Below are 23,559 nucleotides of genomic sequence, written 5' to 3'. Positions count from 1 at the left end.
GTAGATGGCCGGGACGAGCCCGGCCATGACGAAGGTGAGTGCAGTGCGAAGCGACGGGGAGTCAATGATCGGCGAAGATGCGGTAGCGCTGGGGCTGCAGGCCGATGCGGTCGCCGACTTTCAGCGAGTGGTCGCGCGGGGCGTCGATCTCAATCAGCGTGTCACCCTGGTCGCCGTTCAGCACGATGTCGGCGCGCTGCATCGGGCCGAAGGCGCGGACCGCCTTGACGGCGCCTTCGAGCACGCCGGTGCCGCTTGGCCCGACCGCGACGTCGTGGCGGCGGACGAACAGTTTCGACGGGCCGGAGACGGCGTCGGTCGGCGCAAGGTCGAGCACGCGTTCGCCGAGCCGGACGCGACCATCCAGCACCTCGACCGGCAGCACGATCGACTCGCCGATGAAGCTGTGCACGAAGGCGGAAGCTGGCCGCTCATAGACGTCGCCCGGCGAGCCGATCTGTTCGATGCGACCCTTGTCCATCACCACCACGCGGTTGGCGACTTCGAGCGCCTCTTCCTGATCGTGGGTGACGAAGATCGAGGTGACGTGGATCTCCTCGTGCAGATTGCGCAGCCAGGCGCGCAGCTCCTTGCGGACCTTGGCGTCGAGCGCGCCGAACGGCTCGTCGAGCAGCAGAATGCGCGGCTCGATCGCCAACGCACGCGCGAGCGCGATACGCTGGCGCTGACCACCGGACAGCTGGTTCGGATAGCGATCGGCGAGCCAGCCGAGCTGGACGAGGTCGAGCAGATCGCCGACCCGCTTGCGGATTTCCGTCTCGGTCTTGCGGATCTTGCGCGGCTGAACCCGCAGCCCGAACGCGACGTTCTCGAACACGCTCATGTGCCGGAACAGCGCGTAGTGCTGGAAGACGAAGCCGACGTGACGCTCGGCGGCGCCCCGCGCCAGCGCGTCCTCGCCATCAAACGCGATCGAGCCGGAATCGGGCCATTCGAGGCCGGCGATGATCCGCAGCAGCGTGGTCTTGCCGGAGCCGGACGGGCCGAGCAGCGCCATCAGCTCGCCGGTCTCGACTCGCAGATCGACATTGTCGAGCGCGCGGAAGCTGCCGAATTCCTTGACGATGTTACGAACTTCAATGGTCATCGGGATGCAGCCCTTGTTCGATGCGGCTTTCCAGCACGGTCTTGACGATCAGTGTCACCAGCGCGAGCAGCGCCAGCAGCGAAGCGATCGCGAACGCAGCGACCATCTGGTACTCGTTGTAGAGAATTTCCACCAGCAGCGGCATGGTGTTGGTCTCGCCGCGGATATGGCCGGAGACCACCGACACCGCGCCGAATTCGCCCATCGCGCGGGCGTTGCACAGCAGCACGCCGTACAGCAGGCCCCATTTGATGTTCGGCAGCGTGACGCGCCAGAACGTGGTCCAGCCGCCGGCGCCGAGCGAGATCGCGGCTTCCTCTTCGAGCGAGCCCTGCTCCTGCATCAACGGAATCAGTTCGCGCGCGACGAACGGGAAGGTCACGAAGGTCGTCGCCAGCACGATCGCCGGCACGGCGAACAGGATCTGCACGCCGTGCGCCATCAGCCACGGCCCGAACCAGCCCTGCGCGCCGAACAGCAGCACGAACACCAGGCCGGAGATCACCGGCGACACCGAGAACGGCAGATCGATCAGCGTGATCAGCAGCGTCTTGCCGGGAAATTCGAACTTGGCGATCGCCCAGGCGGCGATCACGCCGAACACCAGATTGAGGCCGACCGAAATGCCCGCTGCGATCAGCGTCAGCCGGATCGCAGCCAGCGCTTCCTCGTCGGCGAGCGCCGACAGATAGAAGCCGACGCCCTTCGCCAGCGCTTCGGAGAACACCAGCACCAGCGGCAGCACCACGAACACGGTGAGGAAGGCGACCGCGAAGCCGATGACGAGCAGCCGGACCCACGCCGGCTCGGTGTGGGCCGGGCGCCGGGTTGCAGCCGCGGGGGCTGCGGCCGTGTCGGCCGATTTGCGCACCGGGCGCCTCACTTGGCTGGTTGCGACCATCGTCATGATATCACGCCGTGGCCAGCGACCGGGACTGCGCCCAGTGCTGGATCCGGTTGAGAATGAAGATGATCAGGAAGGAAAACACCAGCATGACGACCGCGATCGCGGTCGCGTCGGAATAGCGGAACTCCGACAACCGGATCACGATCAGCAAGGGCGCGATCTCCGAGACGTTGGGCAGATTGCCGGCGATGAAGATCACCGAACCGTATTCGCCGACGGCGCGGGCGAAAGCCAGCGCAAAGCCGGTGAGCAGCGCCGGCGTCAGCGACGGCAGGATGACGCGGCGGATGGTCTGCCAGCGTGAAGCCCCGAGGCACTCCGCCGCCTCCTCGAGTTCGTAATCGAGATCGATCAGCACCGGCTGCACGGTCCGCACCACGAACGGAATGCCGATGAAGATCATCGCCAGGAAGATTCCGAGCGGCGTGAAGGCGACCTTGATGCCGAGCTCGGCGAGCGGCGCGCCAAGCCAGCCCTTCTGGGCGAACAGCGTGGTCAGCGCGATGCCGGCCACCGCGGTCGGCAGAGCGAACGGAATGTCGACGATGGCATCGAAGATCCGCCGGCCGGGAAAGCGATAGCGCACCAGCGCCCAGACGATCACCAGCCCGGCGACGAGGTTGACGCAGGCCGCCGCGAAGGCGAGCCCGAACGAGATCTTCAGCGCATGCAACGTGCGCGGCGCCGTCACCGTCGCCCAGAATTCGGCGAGGCTGAGGTCCGCGGTCTTCACGAACAGCCCGGCCAGCGGGATCAGGATCATCAGCGACAGCCAGGTGATCGTGAGCCCCATGGTGAGCCCGAACCCCGGCAGCGAACGGCGACGCGCGAGGGTGCTCACGGGGTCACCTGTGCGGCGACTTCGCCCGAAGCTACATATGCCGCCACACCATCAGCGTCATTGCGAGGAGCGAAGCGGCGAAGCAATCCAGCTCCGTGCACGGCGCTCTGGAATGCTTCGCTTCGCTCGTAATGACGCGGGGAGAGGTCAGGGATTACACGCACAGGCTCGGCGGCATTACGACGCCCCCTTACCCCGGCCCTCTCCCCGCGTACGGGAAGAGGGAACGCGCTGTCGTTGCTGCTAAGCATACTGTCCCCAACTCTGCAGATCGCGGCCGCACGGCGCGGGTCGCAACCCGCGCGCCGCTCAGTTCTTGTAGATCTTGTCGAACACGCCGCCGTCGGCGAAGTGTTCGGTCTGCGCCTTGGTCCAGCCGCCGAACACGTCGTCGATGGTGAACAGCGCGACCTTGGCGAACGAACCTTCGTGCTTCTTCGCAATCTCCGAATCGCGCGGACGGTAGAAGTTCCGTGCGGCGATTTCCTGACCATCCTTGGAATAGAGATACTTCAGATAGGCCTCGGCGACGGCGCGGGTGCCCTTCTTGTCCACGACGGTATCGACCACCGCGACCGGCGGTTCGGCCAGGATCGACACAGACGGCGCCACGATCTCGAACTTGTCGGCACCGAATTCCTTCACCGCCAGATAGGCCTCGTTCTCCCAGGCCAGCAGAACGTCGCCGACGCCCCGCTCGACGAAGGTGACGGTCGAGCCGCGCGCGCCGGTATCGAGCACCGGGACCTGCTTGTACAACTTGCCGACGAAATCGCGCGCACCTTCTTCGGAGCCGGACTTCTTCAGCGCGTAGCCCCAGGCCGCCAGATAGTTCCAGCGCGCGCCGCCCGAGGTCTTCGGATTGGGCGTGATCACGCTGACGCCGGGCTTGAGCAGATCGTCCCAGTCCTTGATCGCCTTGGGATTGCCCTTGCGCACCAGGAACACGATCGTCGAGGTGTAGGGCGAGGAGTTCTGCGGCAGGCGCTTCTGCCAATCCTTGGCCAGCAACCCCTTGTTGGCGATCGCGTCGATGTCGTAGGCGAGCGCCAGCGTCACGACATCGGCCTGCAGGCCGTCGATCACCGAGCGCGCCTGCGCGCCGGAGCCGCCATGCGATTGCTTCAGCGTCACCTTGTCGCCGGTTTCTTTCTGATAAGCGGCAGCGAAGGATTTGTTAAAGTCGCTGTAGAGTTCGCGGGTCGGATCGTACGACACGTTGAGCAGCGTCACATCCGCCGCCTGTGCGGAGGTCGCGATCATCAGGCCGGCGAACAGCGGAATCAGTCGGCGAAGCATTTCAATTCTCCATGGTCCGGACGGCGTCTTTGTCGTCTGCGGCGGAGCTGCGAAACTCAAGAACAAAGCCGCTCAAGTCAACGAAACCGCATTTCATTGTTCGATCGGGCGCGACAGCAATCTGCTACGAAGTCTTCATCGTGTGAATGCCGCATTCCGTCTTGCTACGTCCCTGCCAGCGACCGGAGCGCGTATCTCCTTCCGACGAGGCGCGGCTGGTACACGGCATGCAGCCGACGGAAAGGAAGCCCGACTCCAAAAGAGGATGCGGCGGCAACTTGCCGAGCGTGTAGATCGCGGCGATGTCTTCGCGCGACACGTCGGCGAATGGATTGAATTTCAAACGTACCCCATCGGCTTCGACCACCGGGATCTCCGCGCGCGCGCCGCCTTGGAATCGCTTGCGGCCGTTGATCCAGCCATCGAACGGCGCCAGCGCCCGGCGCAGCGGCTCGACCTTGCGGATGAAACAGCATTTGTCCGGATCGGAAAACCACAGATCCTGTGCCGGATCGTCGCGGTCGAGGTCGGCCGGCAGCGGCTTGATCGAACGCACGTCGGTGAGACCGAGCTGATCGATCAGCGTGTCGCGGTACGCCAGCGTCTCGGCGAACAGCCAGCCGGTGTCGAGAAACACCACCGGGATGGCCGGATCGACATCCGCCATCACCTTCAGCAGCGCCGCCGACTCGCTGCCGAACGAGGACACCAGCGCGACGCGATCACGGCCGAGCTCGCGCACCGCGGTGGCGATGATCTCCGCAGGCGATGCGCCGCGCAGCGCGCTGTTCAGTGCAGCAGCGCGCAGGGCGACCGGATCGGGCGCTGCGGCCGACGGAAGAGAGTGCTGGGTGACGTCGCTCATTCCCGAATGACTTTCTGCGCGGTCGCTGTCGCCGTCCATTAACGCCTGGCCGGGCGAAGTGACCGAAGAAGGATTGACTAGAAATATTTTCTATCTATGTATCTTACAAGCCAGATCGATAGAAAATTATTCTTTCTGTTGAGGGCTTCCATTGTAGAAATTCCATCCCTCACCAGTGCGCCGCAGAGATGTTCGTTCTCCTGACGATGATGACGCCGTCTCGGCCGCGCGACAACGAGGGTCCGGACCGGTCCGGACCCGCCTTGCCGGGAGCCTGTGCATGACCCTCGCCGCACCCGAACTTCGCGCTCCGCAGCCGGTGTCGCTGCCCGATCTCCCGCCGCGCGACGCGCTGCCCCCGATGGACCACCTCGACGCGCTCGAGGCGCAGAGCATCTACATTTTGCGCGAAGGCTTCGCGCGGCTGAAGAAGCTCGCGCTGCTGTGGTCGCTCGGCAAAGACTCCAACGTGATGATCTGGCTAGCGCGCAAGGCGTTCTTCGGCAAGGTGCCGTTCCCGGCGCTGCATGTCGACACCGGCAAGAAGTTCCCCGAGATGTACGCCTTCCGCGAGCACTACGCGAAGGAGTGGGATCTCGATCTGCGCGTCGATCCCTGCCCGCCGATCGACAGCGTCGATCCGACCTTGCCGCCGGCGGCGCGCTCCGCGGCGCGCAAGACCGAGGGCCTGAAAATGGCGCTCGCCAAATACGGCTTCGACGGACTGATCGCCGGCATCCGCCGCGACGAGGAAGCCACCCGCGCCAAGGAGCGCGTGTTCTCGCCGCGCGGCCTTGAGGGCGGATGGGACGTGCGCGATCAGCCGCCGGAATTCTGGGATCAGTTCAACGCTTCGCCGCCGCCCGGCGCGCACTTGCGCATCCATCCGATCCTGCATTGGACCGAGGCCGACATCTGGGCCTACACCAAGCGCGAGAACATCCCGATCATCCCGCTGTATCTGGCCAAGGACGGCAAGCGCTATCGCTCGCTCGGCGATCAGGACATCACCTTCCCGGTGACGTCGAACGCGTCGTCGATCGACGAGATCCTGCACGAATTGCAGACCACCAAGGTGCCGGAGCGCGCCGGCCGCGCGCTCGACCACGAGACCGAAGACGCCTTCGAGCGTCTGCGCGTCGCCGGCTATCTGTAAGCAACGTCCGACCATGAGTGACGCCATGACCCTCGCGGTTTCGCCTGCCTCCCTCACCACGCCGAACGGCACCACGCGGCCGCTGGTCCGCATCGTCATCGTCGGCCATGTCGACCACGGCAAGTCGACGCTGGTCGGCCGGCTGCTGCACGAAACCGGCTCGCTGCCGGACGGCAAGCTGGAAATGCTCAAAGCCGTCAGCGCGCGGCGCGGCATGCCGTTCGAATGGTCGTTCCTGCTCGACGCGCTGCAGACCGAGCGCGACCAGGGCATCACCATCGACACCACGCAGATCAGCTTCCGCACCCGCTCGCGCGACGTCGTGCTGATCGACGCGCCCGGCCATGCCGAATTCCTCCGCAACATGATCACCGGCGCCTCCCAGGCCGACGGCGCGGTGCTGATCATCGACGCGCTCGAAGGCGTGCGCGACCAGACGCGGCGGCACGGCTATCTGTTGCACCTGCTCGGCATCAAGCAGGTCGCCGTCGTGGTCAACAAGATGGACCGCGTCGATTTCTCGGCCCAGCGTTTCCAGTCGATCAGCGACGAGATCACCGAACATCTCACGTCGCTCGGCGTGACGCCGACGGCCGTGATTCCGATCTCGGCGCGCGACGGCGACGGCGTCGCTGAGCGCACCGACAACATCCGCTGGTACCAAGGCCCGACCGTGGTCGAAGCGCTCGACGCGTTGACACCGTCGCAGCCGCTCGATCAGCTGGCGCTGCGGCTGCCGGTGCAGGCAATCTATAAGTTCGACGACCGCCGCATCGTCGCCGGCCGCATCGAATCCGGCCGGCTGCAGGCAGGCGACGACATCGTCATCATGCCGGCCGGCAAGATCGCCAAGATCAAAAGCGTCGAAAGCTGGCCGGTGACGCCGGTGGCCGGGCCGCAAGGCGCCGGCCGTTCGGTCGGCATCACGCTCGATCGCGAGTTGTTCGTCGAGCGCGGCGACGTCATCGCACATGCCGGCGCGGCGCCACGCGATACGCGGCGGCTGCGCGCGCGCATTTTCTGGCTGCACGACCAGCCGCTGGCCGAAGGCGCCTCGATCCTGGTGCGGCTCGGCACGCGCGAGACCCGCGCCACCGTGGTGGCGATCGAGAAGGCGGTCGATCCCGGCGATCTTGGCAGCGTCGCCGCCAAGGCGATCGCCCGCAATCATGTCGGCGAAATCGATTTGTCGCTGGCGCAACCGGTCGCGGCCGACCCGGCCGAAACCTTTCCGCGCACCGGACGCCTGGTGATCGAAGTCGCCGGCCGCATCGCCGGCGGCGGCTTGGTGCTCAGTGTCGAGAGCGGCCAGCGTGCCGCCACCGCCGATATCGTCCCGGTGGAGTCGGCTTTGAAGCCCGAGGAGCGCGCCGCGCGCTTCCGCCACACCGGCGCAGTGCTGTGGTTCACCGGCCTGCCGGGCTCCGGCAAATCGACGCTGGCCAAAGCCGTCGAGCGGCGGCTGTTCGACCGCGGCGGCTCGCCGATTCTGCTCGACGGCGACACGCTCCGTGCCGGCCTCAACAGCGACCTTGGCTTCTCTCCGGAAGATCGGAGCGAGAACATCCGCCGCCTCGCCGAGATCGCCGCTCATCTCGCCGCCAACGGCCATGTGGCGATCGTCGCCGCGGTGTCGCCGGCACGCGGCGATCGCGACGCTGCTCGGCGCATCGCCGGCGAGCATTTCCGCGAGATCTATGTGGCGACGCCCGCGGAGGTCTGCGAGCAGCGCGACCCGAAGGGGCACTACGCCAAGGCGCGGGCCGGCACGCTGCAGAACTTCACCGGCATCGGCAACGACTATCAGCCGCCGGTCGCCAGCAAACTGACGATCGACACCTCCGCGCACAGCGTCGCCGAAGCCGCCGACAAGGTCGAGACGATGCTGGCGAGCAGCGGCGTGCTGGTCGGCGAACTGATCGACCTCGCCGCACATATCTGAACCAGATCAGTCGCGGCGCCGCCGCGGCTGCCCAACTTCCCTCCACGACGTGCGACCGAAAATGACTTGATCAGCGGCGGCCTCGTATCGTCTTATGTTCCGCCCGCCTCATTCCTGCCAGGAGACCGCATGGCCTTGTCGCGCCTCGAGATCAATCGCCGCACCATTCTGCTGACGTCGGCCGCGATCGCCGCCAATGTGATCAATCCGATGCGCGCCTTCGCGCAGGAAACGCCGCGCAAGGGCGGCGTGTTCAACGTCCATTACGGCGCCGAGCAGCGCCAGCTCAACCCGAGCCTACAGGCCTCGACCGGCGTCTACATCATCGGCGGCAAGATCCAGGAGCCGCTGGTCGATCTCGACGCCGCGGGCAATCCGGTCGGCGTGCTGGCCGAGAGCTGGGAATCCACCCCGGACGGCAAGACCATCACCTTCAAGCTGCGCAAGGGCGTCGTCTGGCACGACGGCAAGCCGTTCACCTCCGAGGACGTCGCCTTCACGGCGATGAACATGTGGAAGAAGATCCTCAACTACGGATCGACGCTGCAGCTATTCCTCACCGCGGTCGATACCCCCGATCCGCAGACCGCGATCTTCCGCTACGAGCGGCCGATGCCGCTCAACCTGTTGCTGCGCGCGCTGCCGGACCTCGGCTACGTCTCGGCCAAGCACATCTACGAAACCGGCGACATCCGCCAGAACCCGGCCAATCTCGCGCCGATCGGCACCGGGCCGTTCCGGTTCAACAAATACGAGCGTGGCCAGTACATCTTCGCCGACCGCAACGACAATTACTGGCGGCCGAATGCGCCCTATCTCGACCGCATCGTCTGGAAGGTGATCACCGACCGCGCCGCCGCGGCCGCGCAGCTCGAGGCCGGCGGCCTCCAGCTCAGCCCGTTCTCGGGCTTGACGATCTCCGACATGGCCCGGCTCGGCAAGGACAAGCGCTTCATCGTCTCGACCAAGGGGAATGAAGGCAACGCCCGGACCAACACCATCGAGTTCAACTTCCGCCGCAAGGAGCTGTCGGACATCCGCGTCCGCCGCGCTATCGCCCACGCCATCAACGTGCCGTTCTTCATCGAGAACTTCCTCGGCGACTTCGCCAAGCTCGGCACCGGCCCGATCCCCTCGACCTCGACCGACTTCTATCCCGGCCCGAACACGCCGCAATATCCCTACGACAAGAAGAAGGCGATCGCGCTGCTCGACGAGGCAGGCCTCAAGCCTGGCGCCGGCGGCAACCGGCTGTCGCTGCGGTTGCTGCCGGCGCCGTGGGGCGAGGACATCTCGCTGTGGGCGACCTTCATCCAGCAGTCGCTCGGCGAGGTCGGTATTGGGGTCGAGGTGGTGCGCAACGACGGCGGCGGCTTCCTCAAGCAGGTTTATGACGATCACGCCTTCGACCTCGCCACCGGCTGGCATCAGTATCGCAACGACCCGGCCGTCTCGACCACGGTGTGGTACCGCTCCGGCCAGCCCAAGGGCGCACCCTGGACCAACCAGTGGGGCTGGGAAGACGCGACGATCGACAAGATCATCGACGACGCCGCCACCGAAGTCGATCCGGCCAAGCGCAAGGCGCTGTACGCGGACTTCGTCACCCGCGCCAACACCGAGCTGCCGATCTGGATGCCGATCGAGCAGTTGTTCGTCACGGTGATCACCGCAAAAGCACGCAATCATTCCAATACGCCGCGTTGGGCGTCATCGACCTGGCACGATCTTTGGCTGGCCGAATAACGCCAACTCCGCCAAGATGAGCGCATGCGTATCCTGAGCCTCGCGGGGCGGCGACTCGCCGCCTCGATCCCGACCCTGCTGCTGATCCTGATCGGCATCTTCCTGCTGCTGCAGTTCGCGCCCGGCGACACCGTCGATGCGATGATGGCGCAGATGGGCGGCGGCGATGCCGCGACCGCGCGCGAGCTGCGCAAGTTCTACGGCCTCGATCTGTCGATCCCGCTGCAACTCGGCCAGTATCTGTGGCGGCTGGTGCGGTTCGACCTCGGTTTCTCGTCGATCTATGGCAAGCCGGTCGCCACCGTGATCCTCGAGCGGCTGCCGCCGACGCTGCTGCTGATGACCGCGTCGCTGTCGTTCGCGTTCTTCGCCGGCCTCGTGCTCGGCGTGATCGCGGCCCGCGGAGTCAACAAATGGCCCGATACGCTGATCTCGACGCTCGGCCTGATCTTCTACGCGACGCCATCGTTCTGGTTCGGCCTGATGGCGATCGTGGTGTTCTCGGTCTATCTGCAATGGCTGCCGGCGGGCGGCTTCGAGGATATCGGCGCGGCGTCGACCGGAGTTGCGCGGACGCTGGACATCGCCGCACATCTGGTGCTGCCGACGCTGACGCTCGGGCTGATCTTCCTGGCGATCTATCTGCGCATCATGCGCGCTTCAATGCTGGAGGTGCTCAACCTCGATTTCGTCCGCACCGCCCGCGCCAAGGGGCTCGACGAGACCCGCATTGTCGTCCGCCACGTGCTGCGCAACGCGCTGCTGCCGATGGTGACGCTCATCGGCCTGCAGGCCGGCACCATGCTGGGCGGCTCGGTGGTGGTCGAAAGCGTGTTCTCGCTGCCGGGGCTCGGGCGCCTCGCCTATGAATCCGTGGTGCAGCGCGACCTCAACACCCTGCTCGGCATCGTGTTCGTGTCGGCGCTGCTGGTTATCGCCGTCAACTTCCTGGTCGACCTGCTCTACGCGCGGCTCGACCCGCGCATCACCGCCGGGACGTAGAGCGATGGATGCGATCAAGCGCTACTTCCGCAGCCCGGCCGCGATCGTCGGCCTGTTGCTGCTATTGGTGGTGATCGGCATGGCGATCAGCGCCGGCTGGATCTATCCGCGCGATCCGCTGGCGCTGGCCGGGCGCCCGCTGATCTGGCCGTTCAGCAATCCGCGCTTCCTGCTCGGCACCGACAATTCCGGTCGCGACATCGCCGCGCAGATTTTCTACGGCGCCCGTATCGCGCTGCTGATCGGCGGTGCCGCCACTGCGATCGCCATCGTCATTGGCGTGCTGATCGGCGCCTTCGCGGGCTATTTCGGTGGCTGGGTCGACACCGTGCTGATGCGGATCACCGAGGCGTTTCAGATCCTGCCGAACTTCGTGTTGCTCTTGGTGCTGGTCGCGGTGTTCGGCTCGACGCTGACCACCGTGACAATCGCGGTCGGCATCGTGTCGTGGCCGGCGCCGGCGCGGCTGACGCGCGCCGAATTCCTCAGCCTGCGTAATCGTGAATTCGTGCAGGCGGGCCGCACCCTCGGCATGAAAGACTTGCAACTGATCCTCGGTGAGATCCTGCCGAACGCTCTGCCGCCAGTGATCGTCTATGCCAGCGTGGTAATGTCGGTGGCGATCCTGCTCGAAAGCGCGCTGGCTTTCCTGCGGCTGTCCGACCCCAACGTCGCCTCGTGGGGCAATCTGATCGGACTCGGCCGCGACGTGCTGCGCGTGCAGTGGTACGTCGCAGCGATCCCCGGCATCGCCATCCTGATCACGGTGCTGGCGGTGTCGCTGGTCGGCCAGGGCCTCAATGACGCGCTCAATCCGAGGCTGAAGGGACGATGACCGCGCCCGCAGCTCTCACGCTCGACAAACTCAGCGTCCGGCTGCCCACGGGCGCGGATCGCTCGCATGCGGTGCGCGGCGCCTCGCTGTCGATCGCGCCCGGCGAGATCCTCTGCGTGGTCGGCGAGAGCGGCTCCGGCAAATCGATCATGGCCAACGCCGTGATGCAGCTGCTGCCCGGCGGCGTCGCGCTCGACGGCGGCCGCGTGCTGTTCGAGGGCCGCGACCTGGCGCAGGCCAGCGCCGCCGACATGCGCGAGGTGCGCGGCGCGGGCATCGCCATGGTGTTTCAGGAGCCGATGACGGCGCTCAATCCGCTGCGCAGCATCGGCGATCAGATCGGCGAGATGTTTCGCATCCACACCGATCTGTCGAAGAAGGACATCCGCGCCAAAGTCTTCGCGTTGCTGGAGGACGTGCGGATTCCCGATCCGGCGCGCGCCGCCGACGCCTATCCGCACGAACTGTCCGGCGGTCAGCGCCAGCGCGCGATGATCGCCATGGCGCTGGCGCTCGATCCGAAGCTGCTGATCGCCGACGAGCCGACCACCGCGCTCGACGTCACGACGCAGGCGCAGATCCTGACGCTGATCCGCGAATTGCAGCAGCGCAAGAACACCGCGGTGCTGTTCATCACCCATGATTTCGGCGTGGTCGCCGAGATCGCCGACCGCGTCGTGGTGATGCAGCACGGCGTCATCGTCGAGCAGGGCACCGCCGACGACGTGCTGCATCGGCCGCAGCATCCCTACACGCGGCAACTGATCGCCGCGGTGCCACCGCTGACCGCGCCGCCGCCGCGGCCGATCGCGGCCGAGACCATCCTCAGCATCGACAACGTCTCGAAGACCTTCCGCACCGGCGGCTTCCTCGGCCGCGGCGCGCGCGTCACCCATGCGGTGAAGTCGGTGTCGCTGAAACTGCCGCGTGGCGCCACGCTCGGCATTGTCGGCGAGAGCGGCTCCGGCAAATCGACGTTGGCGCGCTGCATCATCCGGCTGCTCGATCCCGACGGCGGCTCGATCCTGCTTGAGGGTCGCGACTGGGCAACGATGCCGCGCGAAGACGTGCGCCGCGCGACGCGCCACATGCAGATGGTGTTTCAGGACCCGTTCGCTTCGCTCAATCCGCGGCACAAGGCCGAGGAACTGGTTGCGCAAGGCCCGATCATCCACGATACGCCGCGCAAGCAGGCGATCGCCGAGGCGCGCGAGCTGTTCGCGCTGGTCGGTCTCGATCCCGCGGCCGGCGACCGGCTGCCGCACGAATTCTCCGGCGGCCAGCGCCAGCGCATCGGCCTCGCCCGCGCGCTGGCGCTGAAGCCCGACGTGCTGATCGCGGATGAAGCCGTGTCGGCGCTCGACGTCTCGGTGCAGGCGCAGGTGCTGAAGCTGCTGACGGATTTGCGCGAGCGGCTCGGCCTGTCGATCATCTTCATCACCCACGACCTCCGCGTCGCCGCGCAGATCTGCGATCTCGTCGCGGTGATGAAGGACGGCGAAGTCGTCGAGCACGGCCCAGCCGGCGAGGTGCTGAACGCGCCGACGCATCCCTACACGCAAGCGCTGCTGGCCTCGATCCCGGGTGGGGATTTCGCGCGGAGTCATCCGGTGGAAGCGGCGGTGTAGCCTTTGTCGACTGATAGAAGTCGACGCCTTTCTAAAAGCACTGAGTCCTCATCCTGAGGAGCCCGGCACAGCCGGGCGTCTCGAAGGATGGGGCAACGCACACCTTGCGGCGCATGGTTCGAGACGGCGCTACGCGCCTCCTCACCATGAGGTTGTGCGTGTTGCTAAGCTTTGAACGCAGTTCTCTCCAACCGTCATGGCCGGGCTTGTCCCGGCCATGACGGGGAGATGTGAACGCGTAGCCGCGAACTACGCGATCTCCTTGCTGTCCCGATGCCGGTACAGCACCATCATCAGCGGCGCGAAGGGGCGGAGCAGTTCGTTGGCCGGGATCGGGGTCGGCTCGGTGAAGGGCAGTGCCAACTCGTTATCAGGCGCGCCCTGTACCGCCTTCGACAGCTGATCACCCAGTGCGATCGACAGCGCGACGCCGCGGCCGTTGCAGCCGGTCCAGCCATAGGCGTTGGGGCCGAGGCGGTGGATATGCGGCAGGTAGTCGGTGGTCATGCCGATGAAGCCGTTCCAGACGTAGTCGAACCGCACCTCGCCGATCTGCGGCCACAGCGCCTGCAGCCGCTTGCCGACGCGAGCCTTGAGCGTCGCGATCTGGTTGAACGGCCGGATGATGGCGCCGCCGGTGACGAAGCGGTTGCGGGCGTCGAAGCGGCCGAAGATCAGCTCGCCATGGGTGTCCGACATTGCCTGCCGGCCCGGGATCATGCTCTTGCGGACGTTGTCGCTGAGCGGCTGCGTCGCCATCTGCCACGACCGCACCGGCATCACCTCGCGGGCGATCGCCGGCGCCAGCATTTTCGAGAACTCACCGGTGTAGGCGTTGCTGGCGACCACCAGCGCGCGGCCGCTGATCTCGCCCTGAGCGGTCTTGACGATCCAGCGATCGCCGCGCCGCTCGATGCTCACCGCCGGCGAGCGTGCGAAGATCTTGCCGCCTTGCGCCACCACCGTTCGCGCCAGCCCGCGCGCCAGCGCCAGCGGATTGATGTGGCCGCCGGTCCTATTCCAGAAGCCGCCGAACCAGGCGTCCGAGCCGAGCATGTCGCGCACCTGCTCGCGCGACAGCAGTTCGACCGGCGCGCCGACCTTGGACCATTGCCGAACACGGCGCTCGGCGATCTTGATGCGGCCCGGCGAATGCACCGGCTGCACCCAGCCGTTCTGCTCCTGCTCGGCGTCGATGCCGTGGCGCTTCACGACGTCGAACAGGATCGAGGCGCTGTCGCGAATGAGGCCGACCAGCCGCTCGCCGGCGGCGCCATGCTTGGCGACGATGTTGTCCGGGTCCGGCCGCGACAGCGTCGGAATCACTTGGCCGTTGTTGCGGCCTGATGCGCCCCAACCCGGCTCGGCGGCTTCGACCACCGCGACCTCGACGCCGGCTTCGCGCAGATGCAGCGCCGTCGACAGCCCGCTGAAGCCGCCACCGATCACCACCACGTCGGTAGTTTCCGAGCCGCGCAGCTCCGGCAAATCGGGCCCCGGCGGCGTCACCGCGGCCCACAGCGAATCCGGCCAGCGCACGTCCGCAGTCATTCTCGGTCCTTCCATCGATTCAATGGCGCCCGCCCCCGCCTCCGACCTGCGTCGGGTTGCGGCGGCGGAACGATCTGGCTAGCCTACTCTGCAAGAGGTTTGGGGAGCAAAGCCAGCGTGTCACTGCAATACGTCGTCGGAATCGATCACGCCGTGGTCATGGTCAAGGATCTGGATTCGGCCGCGGCCAATTGGCAGCGGCTCGGCTTCACGCTGTCGCCGCGCGGCACGCACAGCCCGGCACTCGGCTCCGGCAATTACACCATCATGTTCGGGCACGACTATATCGAGCTGCTCGGCATCCTGACCCCGACCGAGCACAACGCGCCGAGCCGCGCCTTCCTCGACGCCCGCGGCGACGGCATCGAGCGGATCGCCTTCACCACCACCGATGCGGCCAAGGGCGCCGAAGAACTGCGCGACCTCGGCCTCGACGCGGTCGGGCCGATCGATTTCGGCCGGCCAGTGCCACTGCCGGGCGGCGGCGAAGGCGAAGCGCGCTTCAGCATCTTCCAATGGCCGCTGACCGAGGCGCCCGCCGGGCTGCGCATCTTCGCCTGCCAGCACCACACCCGCGACACCGTGTGGATCCCCGAATTGCAGCGCCATGCCAACGGCGCCACCGGGCTGGTCCGCGTGCTGATCACCGCGCCGCGCCCGGAGAGCGACGCGCGGCACATGCTGCGGCTGATCGACGGCGAGCAGTATTCCGAGCCCGACGGCAGCGTCGTGGTGCCGTCCGGAGAAGGCCGCGCCGAATTCGCCTTCCTGTCGCGCGACACGCTGGCGCAGCAATATCCCGGCGTGTCGCTGGACGGCGTGCCGGAACGCGGCGGTGCCGGCCTGATCATCGCGGTGAGCGATCTGGCCGCCACCGCACAAGCCGTTGGCGCCGCCGGCGTGGCGCTCGGCAACAGCGTGGTGGTGGCGTCGAGCGCTGCCAACGGCGTGCTGCTGGTTTTCGTGCAACGCTAAGATTTTAAAGACAGGCCTCAGGAACGTTTTCCCGGTCAGCCGCGTTTCCGCGCCGTCGAGTCCACTGAAGCTGCTCGACGGTGTGATGTGCGCGGGCGCCCGCAAGGGTCGCCCGCATTCCGGGAGCGCTGGCTGTGCCAGCGAATGTTGATGTCCGACGCCTACGTTATCGAAGTGAGTTCACGCACCGCCGGCATCGTGGTTCGTGACGGACGCAACTTCTGCTTCCACGCGGCCCATCAGGACTTCCACAGCCTCGAACGCCGCACCTTCGCGTCGCTGGTCGCCGCCCAGAAGGCCGCAAAGTCCTGCGCAGAGCAGATCCGCAAGCTGGTCGGCTGACAACGTCTCTTCTTCGTCATTTAGAGCGAAGCGAAGCAATCCAGAGGCGCCATGCACCGCGCCTCTGGATTGCTTCGTCGGCTTCGTCTCCTCGCAATGACGAGTATCCAGGCTGTTCCTAAGCCTTGTCCGGCTCCACGCGCCGCGTCTCCGGCATCAGCAGCCAGACCAGCAGCAATCCCAACGCCGCGACGCTAGCGAGGCCGAGGAAGGCCGCGTGGCTGCCGAACTTGTCGGCGACCAGGCCGGCGACGACGTTGCTCATCGATGCGCCGATGCCGCCGGCGGTGCCGACCACGCCCTGAGCGAAGCTGAAATGACCGCTGCCGAACGCAACGTCGGCGATGATCAGCGGCACCAGCACGGCAAACACCGCGGCGGTGATGCCATCGAACAGCTGCACCGCGACCAGCAGATACGGGTCCGTGACCGTCGAGAACAGCACGCCACGGATCGCCAACGCGCCGAACCCGGCGAACAGCAGTGGCTTGCGGCCGATCGACTGCGCCCAGCGGCCCACCCTGGGAGAGAACAGCGCGACGATCGCCTGCGGCACGACGATGCAAAAGGCAATCAGCGCCGGCGCGGAGTCGCTGGAGCGCGAGGTCACGGCGCTGGCCATCAGCGGCAGCATCGCCGCGTTGGCGAGTTGCAGCATCAGCATCGCGCCGGCGAACACCAGCAGAGGCCGCTGGCGCAGCAGCTTGACGAGATCAGACACCCGAAACCGCGGCGCGGCGTCAGCCCGCGTGGCGCCGTGCGCCTGGGCGGAGTCGATCTCGTGGCCGCGGATCCGCGACAGCGCGATCAGCGTCGGGATCACCAGCAGGCAGGTGACGAAGAACACCGAGCGGCTCGACAGCAGATAGCCGGCCGTGCCCATCACCGCCGCGGCGACGCCATTGCCGAGCGAGGCGCACCTGGCATTGCGGCCAAGCCGCTCGCCGATCGCATAGCGCCCGACCAGCCCGAGGCTGATCGCGGCGATCGACGGGCCGAGCACGCAGCTCGCCACGGCGTGCAGTGTCGCCGCCGCCATCACGATCGGGAAAACTGGCAACGTCGCATAGGCCAGCGCCGCGAGGCCGATCGCCGCGACCGCAGCGCCGGCAACCTTGCGCTCGTCCTTCGCCGCATCGACGATCGCACCACCCGGCATCTGGCCGATCAGCCCGATGATGCCGCCGACCGAGAGCACCAGGCCGATCTCGACCTGGGTCCATTTCTGCGTGGTGAGATACACCGCGATGAACGGGCCGAAGCCGGTCTGGACGTCGGCGAGAAAGAAGATGAACCAGTCGAGTCCGCGCTGGCTCTGCTGCGACGGCGTCCGCGGCGGCTCGGGCGCGCGCACCGGCTCGTCGCCGGATGGCGCGGCCGGCGCGAAGGGGTCCGGTCCATAGCCGGCTCCACGGTCGGGGAGCGGCGCGCTCAGCCTACTTCTCCGGCCCGAACTCGAGCGGCGACAGCTTGCCGGAGGCGCCGAGCACCACGACCGACTGCTCGTCCTTGTATTCCGGCGCGGCGCGCACCTGATCGCGCGTCAGAGCGAGCGAGACCTTATCCTCCTTCTTAGCGATGGTGCTGAATTTCAGCGCGGTCCAGTCGACCGCAATCTTGCGACTGCCGACGCCGAGAAAGCCGCCGAAGTCGATGATCGCGGCGCGTGTCTTGCCCTCTTTGTCGACCACGATGTCGACGATGCGGCCCATGTCCTCGTCCGCCGCGCTGCGCACCTCGCGGCCGAGCACGCCGCGAGCATCCTCCGGACTGATCACCGTGACGGTCGGCGGGTCGCTCTTGGCGGTCGCGGACGACTTCGGAGGTTCGGCGGGTTTTGCGGCTTCGGCAGGCTTCGCGGGTTCGGCCTGTTTGGCCGGCTCGGGCGATTTTGCAGGATCGGCAGGATCGGCGCGCAGCCCGGCCGAGACGACGCTGGTGATCGCCACCAGGGCAAACGCAGTACTGAACCGGATATGCATCGAGCCTCTCCCACGACGACCGCCTCGCCGCGCTCCTACCGAGCCAATACGATCGAAACCTGGATGCGCCCGTCGGTGCGCAGCACTTCCATCGACACGCCTTCGCCGTGCCGACGCACGCGCAAATCGATGCTGGAGGCGCCGATCCGCACGTCGCGCAGCACGACCTCACTGAGAAACGGCGGCAGCCGCGGATTGACCAGGCGAATCTCGTGCCGATCGGCATCGAACTGAATGCCGAGCGCAGCTTCGAGCAATGTGAACGGCGTCGCACTAGCCCAGGCCTGCGGCGCACACGCAACCGGATACAGCGTCGGCCCGCGGCGACGCTCACGCGGGAAGCCGCAGAACAACTCGGGCAGCCGGCGCAGTTCCATGTAGGCAGCGGCGTCGAACAGGCCTTTGAACACGTTTTCGACGGCGGCCTTGAAGCCGTAGCACGCGAGGCCGAGCGTGATCAGCGCGTTGTCGTGCGGCCAGATCGAACCATCGTGATACGACATCGGGTTGTAGCGCGGCTCGCCGCAGGCAATCGTCCGAATGCCCCAGCCGGAGAAGAAATGCGGCCGCATCAGATCTGTCGCTACCAGCCGGGCGCGATCGTGACGGACGATGCCGGTGAACAACAACTGCCCGGCGTTCGAGCTGCGGACCTTGCATGGCCGCTTCGCCCCGTCGAGCGCGAGCGCGTAGGTGCCGAGCTCCTCGCACCAGAACCACCGCTCGAATTGCGACGCGAGCTTGTCGGCCTGCTCTTCGAGCTCGTCGGCGCGGTCGGCGTGGCCGAGCCGGCGGGCGCACATCGCAGCGAGTCGCTTGGCGGCGAACACGTAGCCCTGCACTTCGGCGAGCGCAATGTTTCCCTCTGCGAGTTTGCCGTCGGCATGAAAAATGGCGTCGTAAGAGTCCTTCCAGCCCTGGTTCTGCAGGCCCTGATCGGTTGCGCGCTGATACTCGACGAAGCCGTCGCGATCGGGGTCGCCCGGGCCGTCGATCCAGCCCAGCCCTTTTTCGATTGCTGGCCACAGCTCCTTCAGCGTGGCGTCGTCGCCGGTGCGTTGGACATAGACGCCGGCGAGCATGACGAACAACGGCGTCGAGTCGACGCTGCCGTAATATTGCGCGAACGGCACCTCCCGCAGCGCCGCCATCTCGCCTCCGCGCATCTCGTGCAGGATTTTGCCGGGCGCGGCATCGTTCAGCGGATCGACGCTGGTCGCCTGAAAGGCCGCCAGCCGGCGCAACACGCCACGGGCGACGCGCGGGTCGATCCACAGCATTTGCAGTGCCGTAATCAGTCCGTCGCGGCCAAACGTCGTCGAATACCACGGGATGCCGGCGTAAGGATAACGGCCCTGCGACGTTTCCGTCGTCAGAATGTTGAGGTCTGCCATCGAGCGGCAGAGGACTTCGTTGAAGATGTCGTTCGAGGTCTCGATCGTCGTGGCCCCGCGCGTCGACTCGCGCATCTCGCGACGATGCGCGAGCAGGCTGCGGAAGAACGGCATCGGCTTCTGCGACGCCGGCTTGTTGCAACTCACCGAGACAAACACCGAGGCGGTCTGCTGCGGCGCGAGCGTGATCTGATAAACCGCGCGCCCTGCCTTGAGCTGCTTCGGCGCGGGATCGAAATGCACGAGGGTGCTTCGCGTGACATCGTCGAGCCCCAGATAATCGAACCCGGCATCACAGGGCGACAACCGGCGACTGGAGACCGAACCGCGGCGCGGACGCGTGCTGCCGCGCACCTCGAACAGGTCCGCAAAATCGCTATCGAAGTCGAGCGTCAGTTGAAAGCTGGCCTCGGCGTCGCCGTGGTTCTGCAGGCCGATGCGCTGAAACGCCGTGCCGCGCCACAGGAAGATGGTGCGGACGATGTGCAGCAGATCCTTCGCGAGGACGAGACGGCCATTCTGATAGATATCAGGATTGGTGAGGTCGACGGTGAGCGCCGAGTTATCGTCCCGCAGATTGGAGCCGAGCAGCAGCGGCTGCACGTCCTCGAGCCGCAACTGAAGCCGGGTCAGATAACGCGTGTCGGCGTGAAACAAGCCGTCGCTCGCGCCGCCGGGCAAGCCCAGATCGCCATGGCTGTCCAGCACGATAAACGTGTCGTCATGCTTCAGCGCGGTGCGCGGCCGCGCCGGGCCGGTCATCGGGATGTAGAACGGCGACTCGGCGGTCGCCGACGCGTCTTTTGCCGAAGCTGGCTGGGTGATCACGTCAGAGAGCATCGATCATCCTATCTCTGCTGAACCATTTCGCGAGCGTTGCGTCAGGCAGCGTGGGCGGCCAGACGGCTGATCTCACGCGCGACCAGGTCGCGATACGGGCCCTGCCCCTGCATCAGCCGATCCGGCGGGCCGTCTTCGATGATACGACCATTCTGCAGCACGACCACGCGGTCGAAGTTGCGCAGCGTCGCAAGCCGGTGCGCGATGGCTATCACGGTGCGGCCGTGCATCAGCCGCGCCAGCGCTTCGCGAATCGCTTCTTCGGAATCCGAATCGAGCGCCGCCGTCGCCTCGTCGAGCAGCAGGATCGGAGCATCCTTCAGGAAAGCGCGCGCGATCGCCAGCCGCTGCCGCTGCCCCCCGGACAGCTTGAAGCCGCGGTCGCCGACCATCGTGTCGAGCCCTTCCGGCAGCGTATCGACGAAATCGCAGCGCGCCGCGATCGCCGCCCGCATCACGTCCTCATCGCTGGCGCCGGGCCGCCCGTAGCGGATGTTATCGCGGATCGAGCGCTGGAAAAGCGAAATATCCTGCGGCACCACCGAGATCGCCTCGCGCAGACTGTGCTGCGTCACGCGCGAGATATCCTGGCCATCGATCGTGATACTGCCGTCCTGCACGTCATAGAAGCGCTGCAGCAGCGTGAACAGAGTCGACTTGCCGCCACCGGAAGTGCCGACCAAGCCAACGCGCTCGCCGGCATTGAGCCGCAGCGTGAAACGGTCGAAGACTTTGGAACCGCCGGGATACTGGAACGACACGTTATTGAACGTAATCGCCGCGCCGGCCCGAACCAGCGGCTCTGCTTCGGGATGATCGCTCAGTTCGTGCGGTGTCAGCAACGTCGCGATCGCTTCAGCCAGACGGGCGACGTGCTGGGTGACGTCGACCAACGCCACCGCCAGATCGCGAGTCGCATGCAGGATCGACAGACCGAGCGTGCAGATCAGCACGACGTCGCCGGTCGACGCGCCGCCGCGCTGCCACAGCATGATGGCCCAGGCGAGCAGCGCGACGGTCAGGATGATCGTGATCACCGCATGCAACAGCCTCAGCCGCTCCAGATAGCGCAGGCTGCGGCCGCGGGCGTTGACCTCGAGATTGACCGTGTTCTCGAAACGAGCATGTTCGTAGCCGAGACCGCAGAATGCACGCACCAGCGGCATATTATTAATGACGTCGACCATCTCGCCATCGACGGTCGCGGCCTTGTCGGCGAATTCATCGTGCAGCGGCTTGCCGTCGGCGGCAAGTTTGAACACCAGCGCGAGCAACAGCGCCGCCGCTATGCCGAGCGTCAGCGCCATGACGCCGCTCACCGAGGCGATCAGGATAATCGCCAGGAAGGTCGCGATGCACGGGGGCAGCACGTTCCAGACGAACATGTTCTCGATCGTGAATACCGCGTTCGACGTCGCGGTAATTCGGCTGGACAGCATGCCAGGCAGCCGATCGGAGAAATAGCTCGGCGCGTGTCCGGTCAGATGCTTGAACATATCCCGCCGTAGATCGGCGGTGACGGCGGGAAAGGTGAAACTCCCCACCCAGCTGGCGACGCGCCACAACAGATTATCAGCGGCGATCAGCGAGACGAGAAACAGAAAGCCGAGCCAGACGACACCGGATTGCCCGCCACTCAATCCATCGACCAGATACTTGACGCCGTACTGAGTGCCGACAGAACAGGCAACTGCCAACAAAACACACCCGAGAATGATCGTATGTGTGCCCGGTCTTTGACGAACGTAGCGCAAAATGAAGGCAAACGGGCGACGCGAGTAGCCTGATAGAGAGTCCATAAAAATCCGCCTCCGCAACGCATCTTCGCCAAGGTCGCTAGCGATACAGCTTTACGCCGGGATCACTGCCCTGTTCCATTCTCGGAAACCGCAAGAAGGCATCGGGAAGTGGCATCAACAAGACAGCAACGTGGAAGAAGTGAGCGCGTGCAAGGAACCTCGCAGGTGCGAAAACGTTCCCGGAGCTGGCAGTGCCGGTGCCGATCGCTTCAAGCCCATGTTCACGTATGCACGTAACAACAGGAGATTAGTCGATGCGCATCGCGCAGGTTGCTCCCCTCACCGAGGCTATTCCCCCGAAGCTCTATGGCGGCACCGAACGCGTGGTGCATTGGTTGACGGAAGAACTCGTGGCACTCGGCCACGACGTGACGTTGTTTGCCAGCGGCGATTCGATCACATCGGCCAAGCTAGAAGCGCCTTGGCCGCGCGCGCTGCGGCTCGATGGCGCCGTCCGCGATCCGAACGCGCTGCACATGATGATGCTGGAACAAGTACGACGGCGATGTGACAACGAAGAGTTCGACCTCCTTCACTTTCATCTCGATTACTATCCGTGGTCGCTGTTTCATCGCCAGCCGACGCCATTTCTGACGACGTTGCACGGGCGTCTCGATCTTCCCGAACATCAGCCGGTGTTCTCGACCTTCTCCGAGATCCCGGTCGTGTCGATTTCGGATTCGCAGCGGCGGCCCGTGCCGAACGCCAACTGGGTCCGCACCATCCACCACGGGCTTCCCGCCGATCTGCTGTCGCCGATCGCAACCAAACCCGGCTATCTCGCCGTGCTCGGACGCATCGCGCCGGAGAAGGGCGTCGACCGCGCCATCCGGATCGCGATCCGGGCCGACATTCCGCTGAAGATCGCCGCCAAGGTCGACCGCGCCGATCAGGATTATTTCGACCAGGTCATCGAGCCCATGCTGCATCACCCGCTGATCGAGTTCATCGGCGAGATCGGCGATCAGCAGAAGTCGGAGTTTCTGTCCGGCGCGCTCGGCCTGCTGCTGCCGCTGGACTGGCCGGAGCCGTTCGGGCTGGTGATGATCGAGTCGATGGCCTGCGGCGCGCCGGTGATCGCCTACAATCGTGGCTCGGTGCCCGAGATCATCGAGTCGGGGCTGACCGGCTACATCGTCGAGGACGAGACCAGCGCGGTTGCGGCCGTGCATCAGCTCGAAGAGCTCGACCGCTCGGCGATCCGCGCCCGCTTCGAGGAGCGCTTCACGGCGCGACGGATGGCGCTCGATTATCTATCGGCCTATCGCAGCCTGGTCGCCAAAGCGACGCCGCCGCGGATCAAGCTGGTGTCGGCCGAGTAACCGCCGTCGCGGATTTCAAGTTCAT

The 23,559-nt window shown here is 66.0% G+C and carries 19 protein-coding genes; 9 read left to right on the top strand and 10 right to left on the bottom strand.

What is annotated here, in order from left to right:
* Nucleotides 1-61: 61 nt before the first annotated feature.
* From ACFFJ6_RS02445 to ACFFJ6_RS02425, 5 genes are all read right to left on the bottom strand, one after another.
* Complete coding sequence (locus tag ACFFJ6_RS02445; RefSeq protein ID WP_378383981.1) at nucleotides 62-1,108, bottom strand: sulfate/molybdate ABC transporter ATP-binding protein; 1,047 nt, start codon at nucleotides 1,106-1,108, stop codon at nucleotides 62-64.
* Nucleotides 1,098-2,015: a sulfate ABC transporter permease subunit CysW gene (cysW, locus tag ACFFJ6_RS02440; protein WP_378383979.1), complete on the bottom strand. Its 918-nt coding sequence runs from the start codon at nucleotides 2,013-2,015 to the stop codon at nucleotides 1,098-1,100. Before cysW ends, ACFFJ6_RS02445 begins: the two co-directional genes overlap by 11 nt.
* A 4-nt stretch (nucleotides 2,016-2,019) precedes the next feature.
* Nucleotides 2,020-2,856 (bottom strand): sulfate ABC transporter permease subunit CysT, encoded by an 837-nt coding sequence (gene cysT, locus ACFFJ6_RS02435; protein WP_378383977.1) that lies wholly within the window; start codon nucleotides 2,854-2,856, stop codon nucleotides 2,020-2,022.
* A gap of 309 nt (nucleotides 2,857-3,165) precedes the next feature.
* A complete protein-coding gene (locus ACFFJ6_RS02430; protein ID WP_378383975.1) occupies nucleotides 3,166-4,155 on the bottom strand; it encodes a sulfate ABC transporter substrate-binding protein in 990 nt (329 codons plus the stop codon).
* Between the two features lie 124 nt (nucleotides 4,156-4,279).
* A complete protein-coding gene (locus ACFFJ6_RS02425; protein WP_378383973.1) occupies nucleotides 4,280-5,020 on the bottom strand; it encodes a phosphoadenylyl-sulfate reductase in 741 nt (246 codons plus the stop codon).
* A 361-nt stretch (nucleotides 5,021-5,381) separates the two neighbouring features.
* Between ACFFJ6_RS02425 and cysD the strand changes: the two genes are divergently transcribed.
* The 6 genes from cysD to ACFFJ6_RS02395 all read left to right on the top strand — a co-directional run bounded on the left by cysD (nucleotide 5,382) and on the right by ACFFJ6_RS02395 (nucleotide 13,329).
* The gene (gene cysD, locus ACFFJ6_RS02420) at nucleotides 5,382-6,176 is read left to right on the top strand and encodes a sulfate adenylyltransferase subunit CysD (protein ID WP_378385706.1); all 795 of its coding nucleotides are present in this window, start codon (nucleotides 5,382-5,384) and stop codon (nucleotides 6,174-6,176) included.
* 25 nt (nucleotides 6,177-6,201) lie between these two features.
* Entirely contained in the window at nucleotides 6,202-8,118 is a 1,917-nt protein-coding gene (gene cysC / locus ACFFJ6_RS02415) for an adenylyl-sulfate kinase (protein WP_378383971.1), read from the top strand.
* A 129-nt stretch (nucleotides 8,119-8,247) separates the two neighbouring features.
* Nucleotides 8,248-9,864 (top strand): ABC transporter substrate-binding protein, encoded by a 1,617-nt coding sequence (locus ACFFJ6_RS02410; protein ID WP_378383969.1) that lies wholly within the window; start codon nucleotides 8,248-8,250, stop codon nucleotides 9,862-9,864.
* Nucleotides 9,865-9,888: 24 nt separating this feature from the next.
* Nucleotides 9,889-10,866, top strand: coding sequence for an ABC transporter permease (locus tag ACFFJ6_RS02405; protein WP_378383967.1), 978 nt, complete (start codon nucleotides 9,889-9,891; stop codon nucleotides 10,864-10,866).
* Between the two features lie 4 nt (nucleotides 10,867-10,870).
* A complete protein-coding gene (locus ACFFJ6_RS02400) occupies nucleotides 10,871-11,701 on the top strand; it encodes an ABC transporter permease (protein WP_378383965.1) in 831 nt (276 codons plus the stop codon).
* Nucleotides 11,698-13,329 (top strand): ABC transporter ATP-binding protein, encoded by a 1,632-nt coding sequence (locus ACFFJ6_RS02395; RefSeq protein WP_378383963.1) that lies wholly within the window; start codon nucleotides 11,698-11,700, stop codon nucleotides 13,327-13,329. Before ACFFJ6_RS02400 ends, ACFFJ6_RS02395 begins: the two co-directional genes overlap by 4 nt.
* Nucleotides 13,330-13,578: 249 nt before the next feature.
* Here the strand turns inward: ACFFJ6_RS02395 and ACFFJ6_RS02390 are convergent, their stop codons facing one another.
* Complete coding sequence (locus ACFFJ6_RS02390) at nucleotides 13,579-14,880, bottom strand: NAD(P)/FAD-dependent oxidoreductase (RefSeq protein WP_378383961.1); 1,302 nt, start codon at nucleotides 14,878-14,880, stop codon at nucleotides 13,579-13,581.
* Nucleotides 14,881-14,997: 117 nt separating this feature from the next.
* Between ACFFJ6_RS02390 and ACFFJ6_RS02385 the strand changes: the two genes are divergently transcribed.
* Together ACFFJ6_RS02385 and ACFFJ6_RS02380 are read left to right on the top strand one after the other, a co-directional pair.
* The gene (locus tag ACFFJ6_RS02385; RefSeq protein WP_378383959.1) at nucleotides 14,998-15,855 is read left to right on the top strand and encodes a VOC family protein; all 858 of its coding nucleotides are present in this window, start codon (nucleotides 14,998-15,000) and stop codon (nucleotides 15,853-15,855) included.
* Between the two features lie 150 nt (nucleotides 15,856-16,005).
* Nucleotides 16,006-16,197: a hypothetical protein gene (locus tag ACFFJ6_RS02380; RefSeq protein ID WP_378383957.1), complete on the top strand. Its 192-nt coding sequence runs from the start codon at nucleotides 16,006-16,008 to the stop codon at nucleotides 16,195-16,197.
* A 118-nt stretch (nucleotides 16,198-16,315) separates the two neighbouring features.
* Here the strand turns inward: ACFFJ6_RS02380 and ACFFJ6_RS02375 are convergent, their stop codons facing one another.
* The 4 genes from ACFFJ6_RS02375 to ACFFJ6_RS02360 form a co-directional block, all read right to left on the bottom strand.
* On the bottom strand, nucleotides 16,316-17,551 hold the full coding sequence (locus ACFFJ6_RS02375) for an MFS transporter (RefSeq protein WP_378383955.1): 1,236 nt from the start codon (nucleotides 17,549-17,551) through the stop codon (nucleotides 16,316-16,318).
* Nucleotides 17,552-17,633: 82 nt separating this feature from the next.
* Complete coding sequence (locus ACFFJ6_RS02370; protein WP_378383953.1) at nucleotides 17,634-18,179, bottom strand: PRC-barrel domain-containing protein; 546 nt, start codon at nucleotides 18,177-18,179, stop codon at nucleotides 17,634-17,636.
* A gap of 35 nt (nucleotides 18,180-18,214) precedes the next feature.
* Nucleotides 18,215-20,413: an amylo-alpha-1,6-glucosidase gene (locus ACFFJ6_RS02365; RefSeq protein WP_378383951.1), complete on the bottom strand. Its 2,199-nt coding sequence runs from the start codon at nucleotides 20,411-20,413 to the stop codon at nucleotides 18,215-18,217.
* A 41-nt stretch (nucleotides 20,414-20,454) separates the two neighbouring features.
* Nucleotides 20,455-22,212 carry an ABC transporter ATP-binding protein gene (locus ACFFJ6_RS02360; protein WP_378383949.1) on the bottom strand — a complete coding sequence of 586 codons (1,758 nt, stop codon included), beginning with the start codon at nucleotides 22,210-22,212 and terminating at the stop codon, nucleotides 20,455-20,457.
* A gap of 254 nt (nucleotides 22,213-22,466) precedes the next feature.
* Here ACFFJ6_RS02360 and ACFFJ6_RS02355 point away from each other — a divergent pair, with 254 nt between their 5' ends.
* Nucleotides 22,467-23,534 carry a glycosyltransferase family 4 protein gene (locus ACFFJ6_RS02355; RefSeq protein WP_378383947.1) on the top strand — a complete coding sequence of 356 codons (1,068 nt, stop codon included), beginning with the start codon at nucleotides 22,467-22,469 and terminating at the stop codon, nucleotides 23,532-23,534.
* Nucleotides 23,535-23,559: the final 25 nt, after the last annotated feature.

This window comes from Rhodopseudomonas telluris (assembly GCF_042432815.1).
In the GTDB taxonomy this organism is placed as follows: Bacteria; Pseudomonadota; Alphaproteobacteria; order Rhizobiales; family Xanthobacteraceae; genus Rhodopseudomonas; species Rhodopseudomonas telluris.
Note: the sequence above shows the minus strand (reverse complement) of the source record. Positions and strands in the feature narration are given on the sequence as shown.